Consider the following 13,269-nt stretch of genomic DNA (forward strand, 5'->3'; position numbering starts at 1 on the left):
GTTTTAACTTGGACAAATCCTATCGGAAAGTAATGGGTACACGAGCGGGCGCTCCTGACGGGGAATTTTGGGGGGATGTCGATGATGAGGTGGCGCTCCACCGGTATCGGACGCTCGTCAACACGATCGACGACGGCGTGTATCAGCTTGATTCGGATGGACACTTCGTTGCGGTCAACGATGTAATCGTGGAAACGATGGGATATTCACGCGACGAACTCCTCGGCGAACACGTCTCGCTCGTTCTCACCGATCACGACGTCGACCGGATCGGACGTTCACCGGCCAGGACGTGACTTTCGTTCAGTCCGTCGCCAACATTCTCACCGAGGCTATCGAACGCCACCGATATCAGCAGGAACTCGAACAACTGATAGCCGACCTCGAGGAGTCGAACGAACGACTCGAGAGATCCAACGACCGACTCGAGCAGTTCGCCTACGCCGCCAGCCACGATCTACAGGAACCGCTCCGGATGGTCTCGACCTATCTCCAGCTGATCGACCGCCGATACCGAGATGCGTTCGACGAGGACGGCGAAGAGTTCCTCGAGTTTGCGATCGACGGTGCCGACCGCATGCGGAGTATGATCGAGGGGTTACTCGCGTATTCGCGGGTCGAAACCCGAGGAGATCCGTTCGAACCGGTCGACCTGAACGACGTTCTCGACGCTGTTCGTGAAGATTTACAGATGCAGATCGAAGAGAGTGATGCCGAGGTCGCGACCGAGAATCTTCCGCGTGTACATGGCGACGCCGGGCAACTACGTCAGGTCTTCCAGAATCTTCTGAGTAATGCGATTGAGTACAGCGGCGACGAACCACCACGGGTCGACGTCACCGCCGAGCGCGAGGGCAACGAGTGGATTCTCTCGATCCGAGACGAAGGGATCGGGATCGACTCCGACGGGCAGGAGCGCATCTTCGAGGTGTTTGAGCGCCTGCATACGCACGAAGAACATCCGGGTGCGGGTATCGGACTCGCACTCTGTCAACGGATTGTAGAACGCCACGGCGGCGAAATCGGGGTCGAGTCGGAACCTGGCGAGGGATCGACGTTCTCGCTCATGTTACCAGCAGCAAGTGATGTCGATGAGTGAGTGAGCCAGCCGTCTTGAACCGGACACGAGTGCGATTGGCATCGATTGCGGATACCCCCGGCTCGTGTGACTTTTCACAGAAGAATCGAGGCGGATGCCACGGGGCTTGACCCCGAGGCGATTTGCAACCAGTCTACACACTCGCAATTCAACGTCCCGTCGGCAAATACAGGAATTCCGGTGCGTTCGACCGTGAGACGATCAGCGACCGTTTTAGGACTCGAGTGCGGGCACTGCCAGCGAGATGACGAACGGGTACGACGAGGAGTCGGGGCTACTGTCCGGCGTCTCGAGGTCACCGCCCCACTCAATCGACAGCGCATCTTCAAGCTGGTAGTGGCCGGACTCGAAGCCCCATTCCTCGTGGATCTCGTAGGTCTCGTGTATCGATTCGCCGGGCTCGAGGGTGGTGGTGATCCCAATGTCGTTAACGCCGATCGAGGGGTCGCCGTCGCCTTCGCCGACGTGGACGTGACCATCCTCTTCGTAGGTATCGGTCCAGAGGATCGCCCGGCCATCGTCCGCATCGATGTTGCCGTCAATCAGTGGGTACGCACTGAGGATGCCGAACGGTTCCGGTGCGCCACTGAACACCAGTATCGGCTCGTCTTCGGCCGTGAGTTCGAGAGTGAACCGCCGCTCGTCGGGGTCGACATCGGTGATCTGGAGGTCGATCGGTACCACATCGTGGTCGACAGTCTCGAAAGTGGGGTCGTAGACGTCGCCGTCAACCCGGACGTAGGCGTCTTCCTCGAGTACTGCGTTGATTCCGTCGGGTCGTTTGTCGGTCCGCAGTGGTCCGTGATCGGCGGCGGCACGGAGTGCGTCGACGACCGGATTGGAATAGGACTCGACGTCGGTGACCGGACGACCGTACCGTTGCTCGTCGGTGACCTCCGTCGCCGTAATCGTGTAGGGCGATCCCGGATCCTCGTGGTCACGTTCGAGTTCGATGTACCCCTCAGGATCTGGACCGTCCACACCGTCACTAGGATACGCGACGTAGTCGTATTCATCGAGGAACTCCTCGAGGTGCTCGTCCAGTACAGTCGATCGGTAGTCGTAATCGCTTGCACCACCCTCGTTGTCCGAACCGCGAAACGATTCGAGGACGGTGTTGACCGCCGTGACGATTTCCCGGTTGTCGACGTCGAGTACCCGGATCGTATCATCCATCGCAGAAATCGTTCGGTCGTGATCGACCTCGCTCTCGGGGACATCGTGACCCGAAACGACGTATTCGGGCATCGTATACGCGATGTCGTAGATCGTCCCGTCGTGGTCGACGTACTGGAGACCAACCAGTTCCTCGAGTAGGGTGTCGTCGGCCTCGTCAGTCTCGTACTCGCCGTCGTCGATGGCCGTCTCGACAGCCCCAGCTATGGGTGTTTCGAGTTCTGTAGCGGTGGTGATCTGGTTCGGTCCTGCTTCATCGGCGTGCTGGCTGTTCATCGAGAGGACGTACTCGGGGTACGAGAGTGTCGCATCGAACGTCGATGGGACATCGGCCGGGTCATCGTCGTCGCCGTTGCTGTCGCCTGGACCATCGTCAGTTTCCGACTCGGAGGGATCATCCTCGGTTACGGGGTCGGAGGACTCAGAGAGACAGCCGGCGACTGCCACGAGACCGGCCGTCGTGAGGACCGTGCGGCGGTTCATGTTTTATCATTTAGACTGGCTCGCAATATGTTTTCTGCCGACAATAGTGGCTGTGCAAATTGAGCGTCGATTTGGTACTGACTCGGATAACCGGTGGATTGCTCACTGCCCGACACAGTGGCGTACGGCAGAACTATTTTGTTTATTCAACCTGCCTATGCGCGAATAAAGGTCGGTTCTTTTACCTATATTCCTGTCTTACAGACTTCAGCATGGATTCGACTGCCGGACAGAACACCGAATTGCAAACGAGAGTCCGGCAACAGGAAGTTGCCGCCGAAATCGGTCAGCAAGCACTCGAAACCAACAATCTCGACCAGTTATTGCACGAGGCTACGGTTGCTATTGCCGAGACACTTGATAGTGACTACGCCAAGGTGCTGGAATTGCTCCCTGGTGAGGACGAAATGATCTTACGGCAGGGCGTCGGTTGGCGCGATGGTCTCGTCGGCGACGCGACGGTGCCGGCGGCTGTGGACTCGCAAGCGGGCTACACGCTGCTCTCAGAGGAGCCAATCATCGTAGACGACCTTCGAACCGATGAACGGTTTTCCGGGCCTGAGTTGCTTACCAGTCACAACGTCGTCAGCGGTATCAGCGTTATCATCGGCTCTGTCGAGGATCCATGGGGTGCCCTCGGTGTACACACGGCTGAGTGCCACGAATTCACTGACCACGACGTGAACTTCGTCCAGAGCATCGCTAACGTGCTGGCGGCGGTGATCACGGAAATACATGCGAAGCAACAGCTCCACGAACGGGAGAACGATCTCAAAGAGACGTTTGACCGCATCACGGACGGTTTCATTGGGGTGGATGCTGACTGGGTCATCACATATACCAACGACCGCGGGAAGGAACTGATTACTCTCGATGACGAGGAACTGGTCGGCCGAAACTTCTGGGATGTGTTCGAACCGGCGCTCGGAACGACGTTCGAGAAGCACTACCGCGAGGTTGTCACCACCCAGGAGCCCACCATATTTGAGGAGTACTACCCGCCGCTGGATGGCTGGTTCGAGGTCCACGTTTATCCGTCCGCATCGGGTCTATCAATTTACTTCCGCGACATAACTGAACGCCGGGAGCACGAACGCGACCGGGCACTGTTTCGCACGTTACTTGATCACTCCAGCGACGCCGTCTTCGTCGAAGATCCTGAGACTGGCGAGATTCTCGACGTCAACGACACCGCCATCCGACAGCTCGGCTACCCTCGCGAGGAACTACTGGATCTAACGATAGCCGACATCGACACCGAGCTCCCCACGCAGGAGGACTACCGGGAATTCGTGATGGATCTCAAAGCCGATGGGCACACTACCTTTAACGGGACGCATCAACGGAAGGACGGCTCTACGTTCCCGGTGGAAGTCAACGTCTCGTACATCGAGCTGGATCAGCTAGATCGGGCGTACGTACTCGCGCTCTCGCGCGATATCACCGAACGAACGCAGGCGAAAGAACGCATTCGTGAGAACGAGGCGGCGCTCGAACGACTCAACGTCACAACCCAGGAACTGATCGAGGCTGATCCCGAGGACATAAAGCGCCGGACCGCCGACATCGCCCAGTCGGTCCTCAACGTCGAGTACGCCGCGCTTTGGCACTACGACGAGGCGATCGGCGAACTCGACGAATACGCCAGTCAAACGAGCCCCGACATAGACGCTGATGCAGTTCACCTACCAGACCAGCTTTCCGAGCAGGCCTGGCAGGCATTCATCAGTGATGATGTAGACGTCGGAAACGACGTCAAAAGTAGTGAAAGCGAGGGCGGAGAGTTCCCACTGCGGAGTCGTGTCTTCGCCCCGTTGGGCAGACATGGCGTTATTTGTGTCGGCTCCACTCGAGTCAACACGTTCGACGATAGGTTAGTTGATCTCGTAGAGACGGTCGCCACCACAGTCGAGACCGCGTTGGACCGTGCCGCCGGCAAAGCGGAGTTGGAACAGCAGAACGAGGAGTTAGTCCGGCTTGACCGGCTCAACATACTGATCAGGGAGATTGATCAGGCGCTCGTCCAGGCGGAAACAGTCGAATCCATCGATGAAGCCGTCTGCGACCGCCTGGCCGAATCTGGGCTGTTCGAGTTCGCTTGGACCGGCGAGTTCGACGCAGCCGCCGGCACGGTTACCCCTCGGGAGTGGGCGGGGATTGATACGGCATCTCTGGAACAGCTCACTACAGGTGAGGAGTCTGCCATTGGTGAGAGCCAGGTCGTCGACGCAGTCCGGTCGGGCGAGGTTCAAGTCGTCGCTGACACCGCAACAGATCCACGGGCAACGCCATGGCGAGAAGCCGCGCTTGAATCCGGTGGGCGGTCGTGTTTTTGTATCCCGCTCGTGTACGATGAGTCTATCTACGGTGTCCTGGTTGTATACGGCAGGACGCCACAGCCCGACGAACGGAACGTGGACGTCCTCTCGGAACTCGGACAGACGATTGCCCACGCGATTCACGCGGTCGAAACCAGAGTGGCTCAGCGAACCGACAGCGTTGTCGAACTCACGCTTCAAACGACGGCGGAAACGCCACTCGTTCGGCTCGCTCTGGAGGCAGACTGTGTACTCAAGTTTGAGGGAGTAGTGCCGAGAGCCGACGGGGACGTGACTGTGTTCTTCACTACGAGAGATGTCTCCCCCGACGAGATGATTGATGCCGGCGAGCGATCGCTCGTCATCAAGAAAGTATCCCATCTAGCGGAACAGAACGGCGGTTTCCTGTTCAAAGCACAGCTGGCTAACTCGACGCTTGCCAGGAGATTCCTCGACCGGGGCGCGACGATCCGTTCGCTAAACATCGATGCGGGGACGGCTACTGCCGTCGTGGAGTTACCGGAGACAGCTGACGTCCGCGAGTTCGTTGCGGGGCTGAAGCAAGACGTGCCCGACTGTAATTTGCTCGCTCGCCAGTCTCGAACCAGGTCACCCGATACGGAACAGCGGCTCCAAACCGCATTCGATCAGCGTCTCACCCCTCGTCAACAAGAGATACTCCAACTGGCCTACCGGAGTGGGTACTTCGAGTCCCCCCGCGTCCAAACGGGGAAGGAACTCTCCGACGCGCTGGACCTCTCGCAATCGACGTTCAACTATCACCTCAGAGGTGGCGAACGCACACTCCTGGCGATGGTGTTTGATCACGTCCCAGATGCGTAGTTGGATACCAGTCGCTATTCCTCTCACTATTGCGTTCTGTACTCTCTTTCCTAGTTACCTATGTATCGTCGTATATCCTCTTTACCGGCGTTTGAGTAGATGGAGAGCGGTTCTGAGAGAAAGAGCGTGTGATTGTGATCGATGTGCGTTCGCAATAGTGCGATGTGGTGGTGAGGACGTGCGCAGGGTTCCGAGACTATTCTTTCGTTGCTACCCTCCCTGATTGAGGGTGTAAGCTTCCCATGATGACCGAAGAAGCGAATTCACCATCGTCGATGGATATCGTGTTGAACGTCTTGGAAAACCGGTATCGTCGCCGCATGCTTGTGGCGCTGTTGGAGCATAATCCGCAGGATGCCGATAACCCACAGCTCCCAGCAGACAGTGAACTCGCAGCTGAGGACCTGGAAACGCGTCGAATTCACATGAGGCATTCCCACCTTCCCAAACTGGAAGAGTCAGGATTCATCGAGTGGGACCGGGACACCAATTCAGTACGGAAGGGACCCCATTTCGACGAGATCCAACCCCTGCTGGAGGTGCTGCAGAACCACGCCAACAAACTACCCGACGGCTGACTGTGACTGGAGTGGGCTATAGTAGCCACTGCAAGTCACTGCACACCTGATCGCCAGATGACTCGGCGATCAGTGTGTAACTATAGTAGACGTTAGAAATAATTGCTCACTTTTGGGACGGTGATCTGATCAATAGCTGTATCGATCGCTGTTGTAAGCTCGTTGAGTGAGCCAAAGAAACGATTGCTGAGTGCCGCTTGGAGCTGTCTCCAGCACTCTTCGACGGGATTCAGCTCTGGCGAGTACGCCGGCAATGTCACGAAGGCGAGGTCGTCACGGGCCGCCAGGTCCGTGACGGCCGACGCCCGAAAATACGGCGCTCCATCCAACACAATAATCAAGTCCTCTTCGAACTCATTACATGATGCAAGAATGAAGTGTTTTGCGTGATCAGCCGTTACATACTCTTCGAATCGAGCGAAAAAGCGATCACCGTCCTCGGTGATCGCACCTAAGAGACACGTCCAGTCGCGTTGTCCGGACAATTCAACAGACGGTCGCGTGCCGCGAGGAAACCACGCGGCACGCGGCTCAACTTGGACGGATTTCTTGGTTTGATCGATACAGACTACTGTGGCGTCCATTTCCCGCCGCTTTTTTTGAGTTCTTCGCGGAACGCTTCTTGTTCCTCAGCCTCAGATTCGGCGGCTGTACGGCGTGGTTTTTGATAGCTCAATCCCGCTTCTTTGAGCAACCGCCGGCAGCTTGGGATTGAGTACTCGACATCGTAGGTCTCGGCGAGATGCTGCTGGACAAGCGCCGGCGTCCACGCCGGCGCGTCAAAACCAACTTCTTCAGGAGACCTGTGGACTGTTTCTTCGAACTCTTGTTGCTCTTTTTCTGAGAGCTTTCGTTTTCTCCCGGATCGATGAGCATCAGAAACGGCTTGCTCAAGCGGTTCGTCCGTATCGAGTCGCATGAGCCAACTGTAGATTGTTCGTCGACCAGTGTCGTGCCATTCCGCAAGTTCGGTCTGATTCACGCCGTTCTTGTACGCAATCGCCGCTAACAATCGTTGTGTCGGCTTAGCTCCCTCAACCCTATCAAGGGCGTCTTGAAGTTCTTCGACGGAGATCTCGTCGAGATGATCCATTAGAAGTAGCAACAATCTATGGGCGGAAAGATCTAACGGTTACTATAGTTGCAGTTGTTACAATACCGCCGGTTGAAATATTGATCCCCAAGAAAGTTGCGTTGCAACCAGAACGGGAACAACGTTATTAGCGTCAGTCAACTGCAAACAGATATGAACGGCCGGGAGCCAGAGACGCTCATTTCAGCGGCTGTGAATACACTCCCGATCAACTTTGCAATCCTCGATAACGAGGGGACAATCCTGTATACAAATCGTGCATGGCAGGAGTTCGGCGAGGCGAATGATATCGACCTTCGGCCAGAAACAGTCGGCACTAATTATCTCAAGATTACCAAACAAGCGGAGACAGAGAGAGCCCAAGCTGCTGCCGCTGGATTGTCCGAGATTCTAACGGGAGAACGAGAACTCTTCGAGTTCGAATATCCGTGCCACTCTCCCGACGAACAACGGTGGTTTCTCATGCGAGCAGCATCGTTCACTGACGGTAACCAGAGATACGTTGCTGTCGCGCATTTCGACATCACCAACCGGTACACGTACCAGCGGCAGTTAGAAGAGTCCAACGAACGCCTCCAGCAGTTCGCCTACGCTGCCTCCCACGACCTCCAGGAGCCGTTACGGATGGTCACGGGCTACCTCCGACTGCTCGAGAATCGGTATAGCGACGACCTCGACGAAGACGCCGAAGAGTTCATCGAGTTCGCAGTTGACGGTGCCGAGCGGATGGAGGCAATGATTGAGGGGCTCCTGACGTACTCAAGAGTCGAAACACAGGGTGAGTCTTTCGATTCAGTTGATCTCGAGGCAGTACTGAACGATGTCTTGACGGATCTCAGCGTTCGAATCGACGAAACCGGTGCTGAAGTCACCGCTGAACTGCTGCCGACTGTTGACGGTGACGCCAGCCAACTCCGCCAACTCTTCCAGAACCTGTTAGAAAACGCGCTTCAGTACAGCGGCGAGCAGAAGCCCCGAGTGTCAATCTCTGCGATGCGTAACGAAGACGAGTGGGAAATCTCGATCAGTGACGAGGGGATTGGTATCGAGCAAGACGATGCAGACCGTGTTTTTGAGGTGTTACAGCGACTCCACAGTCACGAGGAGTACGAAGGATCAGGGATTGGCCTCGCACTTTGTCGACGGGTTGTCGAACGCCACGGAGGCGAAATTTACGTCGACTCCGAACCCGAAGAGGGAGCGACGTTTTCGTTCACGCTTCCGGCAACCAATACGTGATCACCTTTTTGAGAGATTGCTATCTTTGACCAGCAAGAGACTCTCACGACCGAAGTCGCGGGTGGACGTTACTCAGCGACCGGGAACTCGCTGTCGACCACCTGCGCTTTCAGTTCGGTGAGTGCCTCGCGCACACCGGCCCGCGTCGCGTAGGGTTGCGTGCTCTCGAGCAGTATCTCGCCGTCTGCGTCGACTAACTGCCACCCCCACCCGTCCGCGGTCGCACAGAGCTCGAAGGTGACGTTGTCGTGTTCGCGGACGGTTGCCTCATCGAGCAGTTCCTGCACCGCAGAGAGCGTGTCCCGGGCGGCCGAATCCGACTCGTGAGTGTTAGCCCCACTCGCAACGGGAGTGCCATCGGCGGCGAGCAACCGCCACCGCCAGCGACCGGACTCGGTCTCGACGAGGTCGAACGACGGCTCCCCGATGCCAATCGAATCGGCTAGCGGCGCAAGCCGGCGGACGTTCTCGAGAGCCGCCACGAGATCCGCCCGCGTGTCGACGACCTCACTCGAGTGGGCGCGCACGTCGCGCTCACGGGTGATGAGCTCCCAGCGCCACCCATCGGCGTCGTCGAGGCGCAGCGCTGCGTCGTCGATCGTGAAGACCCTGGCGTCCGCAATGCCTTGCTGCAGGGTTTCAACTGCCCCCACTGCAGCCTCGCGTTCGGGATACGAGACCGTGGACGCTGCGAGTACCTCGCGGTCGCGGTCGAGTAGCCGCCAGTGCCAGTCACCGCTGTCGTAGAGCTGGACGGTGACCTCCCCGAGCGTGACGTCCTGGGCGGCGGCCGCTGTCTCACGGACGGTCTCGAGTTCGTCGGCGAGAGCATCCCGTGTCGGGAACGGGTCGTCGCCAACCGCGATGGTGTCGCCGGTCGGGTGCACGAGCCGCCAGCGCCAGTCGTGGCTCGCACTGAGCTGGAACGCGGGCTGGTCCATCGTCTGGACGTCGGCCGTGACGTGCTCGAGTAGTCGCTCCATCGCGCGGCGGGCGTCGTCTCGCGTCGGATAGGTCGTCGTCCCTGCGGCGAGGCAGGTGCCGGTGCGATCGATCAGTCGCCAGCCCCACTCTGCGTCTTCGGTGCCGAACAGTTCGAACGCCGCCGTCTCGATTTCCAGGACGTCGGCGTCGGGCGCCTGTTCTTTCAGGGTCAACATTGCCTCAGCGGCCTCGCTCCGCGAGGCGTGGTCTGTGTTGCTGTCGGCGAGGACGCTGCCGTCCTCGTCGAGTAACCGCCACCGCCACGTGCCGTCTCCGGCCTCGTAGACCTGGAACGCGGCGGTTTCGAACTCGATCAGCTCCGCCTCACGGGCCTGCTCGCGGATCCGCTCGATCGCGTCCGCGGCCGCCGCTGCGTCGGTGTAGGGGACGGTGCTCGCAGCGATAGCCTCGCGGTCTGCGGTGACGAGGCGCCAGTGCCAGGCGTCGGTGGTTGCGTCCGGCTGCGTTTCGGCACCTGCATCCTCGCCGTCGATGGCTTCCGTGTCACCGCCGCTCCCGGTCCGAGACCAGTTCTCGCTCTCGGCCCCGGGATAGCACTCGTAGATTGCGTCGTCGACCGCGACGACGTCCGCGTCAGGGACGGCCGCGCTGAACGTCTCGGTCATCCGGTCCGTACGTTCGGGCTCCGAATAGCCGTCGGGGGCGCGGGCGAGTACGCGGTCGGTCGCGTCGACGAGTCGCCAGCGCCAGCCCGACTCGTCCCGGTAGTGTTCGTAGGTCGGCTCCCCGGCGACGGTGATGGCCGCCGAATCGAACGCCGGCAGGACCGATTCCGCTGCGGCCTCTGCCGCCCGGCGCGTCTCGAACGTCGCGGCCGCGTCGGCAATGATCTCGTCGCTCTCGTCGACGATGCGCCACGCCCAGCCGTCCTCGCGGTCGTACAGTTCGACTCCGGCGGTCTCGATGTCGAGCAGCGGCGCCTCCGTGACACGCTCGGCAAACGTCCGGGCGGCATCCGCGGCCTCATCCTGGCTCGTGAAGCCGCGCTCGCTCGTCGCCAGCACGGTCCGTTCGTCGTCGACCAGCCGCCAGTGCCAGCCGTCGGGCTCTTCGCTGTAGGTGATCGCCGCGCCCTCGACCTCGACGAGGTCGGCTGTGGATCCGTGCTCTTGCAGTTGACTGACGGCCGACAGGGCGGCGTCACGGTCCTCGAACAACTGATTGCTCGTGCTGACCGCGGTGCCGTCAGCCCGCACCAGCGACCACCGCCACTCCCCGTCGCGGGATTCCGTTACACGAACCATCGCTCGAGGGAGTTCCGTCACCCCAGCCGTCTCGATCGCGGTCTGGAGTTGTTCGGTGCGAGTGGTCGCGGCGGACTGCGTGTCAGCACCGACATCACCCGTCGCCAGGGGGGAGATCTGGACGACGTGCCATTGCCATCCACCGGTCTCGTCCTGACGGACAGCGAGTTCGGTGCGCGGCGAGTCGTCACCGCTCGGGAGTACCGGCGCGGCGGACGGCTCGAGCTCGTCGTCCGTTCGGTACTTGCTCCCCGCCGTGATGCCGAGAGCGACCAGCCCAACGATGAGCAAGAGAGCGGTCGCGAGCACGCCGCTCTGGAGGTCCGGGCTCTGGGCGGGCCACCAGGCGGGAGCGGACGCATCAGCCGAGATTCCGATGAGTAGCAGCCCCAGACCACCACCACCGGTTCGAAAACCGCGCTTGCGAACGAGGGACATTCGTATCCGATCCGGAGCATCAACTGACCCATAAGAATGTCCACCTTACACGGAAAACAGCGAGAGAGCCCACGAGTTCAGTCGTGGGAGGGAGTCAGAAGACGAGCACGGGCAGCGGCGAGCCGGTGTGGTCATCGTTCCGACAGCGAGTGTCGGAGCACTCGTCACTCACGGGAACAACGGGGGACTCTCTCGTGTCAACGGTACTCTACGCGTTGAGAAATTGCGTCATCGCGTCTGCTCCGTTCTGTATGCTATCCTTGTCCCCTTCTCGTGAGGTGTCCCTCAGTCACCTCGGAGACCCCACTGGTGAGAGCGAGTTCGCTACGCTGTGGGGCTAACTGTGGCGAAAATATCGGAATCGGAGCAAAGTTTATGACCGTAGCTGAATCTGCCTGTTGTATGATACCAGATACCATTACCCAGACCATCGAAGCGGAGGGTATCGGAGAGGTCATCGTCGAGTTCCCCGACATCGACGGGGTCGCCCGCTCGAAGCGTGTTGACGCTGATTACTTCATCGAAAAATTCGAGACCGGCTTCTCGATGAACATGCTGCTTCTGGGCGTCTCCTCGATGACAGACGTCCCCGAAGGGAGCGGCCTCGGTGAGTCGCTCAACTTCGCCGACGGAACCATCCACCCCGTTCCCGAGACGTTTCGCGTCGTCCCGTGGCGCGATGACACCGCCTGTGTCCGCTGTACGTACTCCTTTCGCGGCGACACCGCCGGCGCATACACCCGCGACCTGTTGGCCCGCGTCGTCGACAACGGACCGGACCTCGATATCGGCGTCGGAGCGGAACTGGAGTTCCACCTCCTCCGTGAGAACGAAGACAAGAGCAAAGACGAGATCGAACCGCTGACCGACGGGAACCACGAGTGCATCACGCGGGCGACAGAGGCAGCCACCGCTGTCTACGATCACCTCCGGTCGTGGAGTGACGCAATGGACATCCCCTTGCAGGTGTTGATGCACGAGTTCGGTGCAGGACAGTTCGAGGTCCTCTTCGAACACGCCGGGCCGATGCGAACCGCAGACCGAGCGTTCACGTTCCGCGAACTCGTCAAGCGCGCTGCCGACGCGGAGGACCTCACCGGCACGTTCATGGCCGTCCCGTTCACCGACGCCTCCGCGAACGGCTTCCACCTGCACGTCTCGGCGTTCGACGGCGAGGACAACGCGTTCGCCGACGGCGATACTCTCTCCGCGACGGGGCGAGCGTTCGTCGGGGGGCTACTCGAGCACGCCGACGCGCTGGTGGCCCTCGGCTGTCCGACCATCAACTCGTTCAAGCGATTCACGCCGGGTAGCTTCTCACCGTACACCCGGTCGTGGGGGTACAACAACCGCACGGCGGCCGTCCGCATTCCCGAATCCAAGCCGCTTCGAGTCGAAAACCGCATCCCCGGTGCCGACGCCAACCCGTACCTCGTCGTCGCGGCGACGCTCGCCGCAGGGTTTCATGGCGTTCGCGAGAACATCGACCCCGGCGAGCCCGTGGACGGTGACGCCGCGGGGCAGCGCCCACCGCTCGAAGATTCGCCGGAGGTAGCCCTCCGGGCGCTGGAGAACGACGATGTCCTGACAGAGGCGCTGGGCGAGGAGTTCATCCAGGCCTACACCGCGGTTAAACGCCGCGAACGAGAGAAGTTCAACGACCACGTCACCGACTGGGAACGGCGGTATCTCGGCGTCCTGTGAATTACGGGTATTTCCCGCGGACAGAATTTTTCTATTTTTGAAACGGGGG

General features: G+C 59.7%; 8 protein-coding genes and 1 pseudogene. 6 read left to right on the forward strand and 3 right to left on the reverse strand.

The genetic code is table 11. The features are described 5' to 3' along the window. Positions 1–32: 32 nt before the first annotated feature. Positions 33–296 carry a PAS domain-containing protein gene (locus NMAG_RS19760; protein WP_004216166.1) on the forward strand — a complete coding sequence of 88 codons (264 nt, stop codon included), beginning with the start codon at positions 33–35 and terminating at the stop codon, positions 294–296. Continuing rightward, positions 275–1,099, forward strand: a pseudogene (locus NMAG_RS19765) (sensor histidine kinase); the annotation flags it as partial. The gene NMAG_RS19760 and the pseudogene NMAG_RS19765, both read left to right, overlap by 22 nt. A 213-nt stretch (positions 1,100–1,312) precedes the next feature. Here NMAG_RS19765 and NMAG_RS19770 read toward each other — a convergent pair. Beyond that, a complete protein-coding gene (locus NMAG_RS19770) occupies positions 1,313–2,758 on the reverse strand; it encodes a hypothetical protein (RefSeq protein ID WP_004216168.1) in 1,446 nt (481 codons plus the stop codon). A gap of 212 nt (positions 2,759–2,970) precedes the next feature. On the opposite strand from NMAG_RS19770, the gene NMAG_RS19775 reads away from it, so the two are divergent. Both NMAG_RS19775 and NMAG_RS19780 read left to right on the forward strand, forming a co-directional pair. Next, on the forward strand, positions 2,971–5,919 hold the full coding sequence (locus tag NMAG_RS19775; RefSeq protein WP_004216169.1) for a bacterio-opsin activator domain-containing protein: 2,949 nt from the start codon (positions 2,971–2,973) through the stop codon (positions 5,917–5,919). 242 nt (positions 5,920–6,161) lie between these two features. Next, entirely contained in the window at positions 6,162–6,497 is a 336-nt protein-coding gene (locus tag NMAG_RS19780; RefSeq protein ID WP_004216170.1) for a DUF7344 domain-containing protein, read from the forward strand. Between the two features lie 92 nt (positions 6,498–6,589). On the opposite strand, the gene NMAG_RS21260 is transcribed toward NMAG_RS19780, so the two are convergent. After that, a protein-coding gene (locus tag NMAG_RS21260; protein WP_076611239.1) for an IS630-like element ISNma7 family transposase occupies positions 6,590–7,590 on the reverse strand; the annotation gives its coding sequence in 2 pieces (ribosomal slippage) (positions 6,590–7,098 and positions 7,098–7,590; 1,002 coding nt in all). A 153-nt stretch (positions 7,591–7,743) separates the two neighbouring features. On the opposite strand from NMAG_RS21260, the gene NMAG_RS19795 reads away from it, so the two are divergent. Further along, positions 7,744–8,829 (forward strand): PAS domain-containing sensor histidine kinase, encoded by a 1,086-nt coding sequence (locus NMAG_RS19795; protein WP_004216174.1) that lies wholly within the window; start codon positions 7,744–7,746, stop codon positions 8,827–8,829. Positions 8,830–8,897: 68 nt separating this feature from the next. Here the strand turns inward: NMAG_RS19795 and NMAG_RS19800 are convergent, their stop codons facing one another. Beyond that, positions 8,898–11,516 carry a DUF1508 domain-containing protein gene (locus tag NMAG_RS19800; protein ID WP_004216175.1) on the reverse strand — a complete coding sequence of 873 codons (2,619 nt, stop codon included), beginning with the start codon at positions 11,514–11,516 and terminating at the stop codon, positions 8,898–8,900. Between the two features lie 402 nt (positions 11,517–11,918). Here NMAG_RS19800 and NMAG_RS19805 point away from each other — a divergent pair, with 402 nt between their 5' ends. Continuing rightward, entirely contained in the window at positions 11,919–13,220 is a 1,302-nt protein-coding gene (locus NMAG_RS19805) for a glutamine synthetase family protein (RefSeq protein WP_004216176.1), read from the forward strand. Positions 13,221–13,269: the final 49 nt, after the last annotated feature.

Origin of the sequence: Natrialba magadii ATCC 43099, from assembly GCF_000025625.1 — an archaeon.
Classification (GTDB): Archaea; Halobacteriota; Halobacteria; order Halobacteriales; family Natrialbaceae; genus Natrialba; species Natrialba magadii.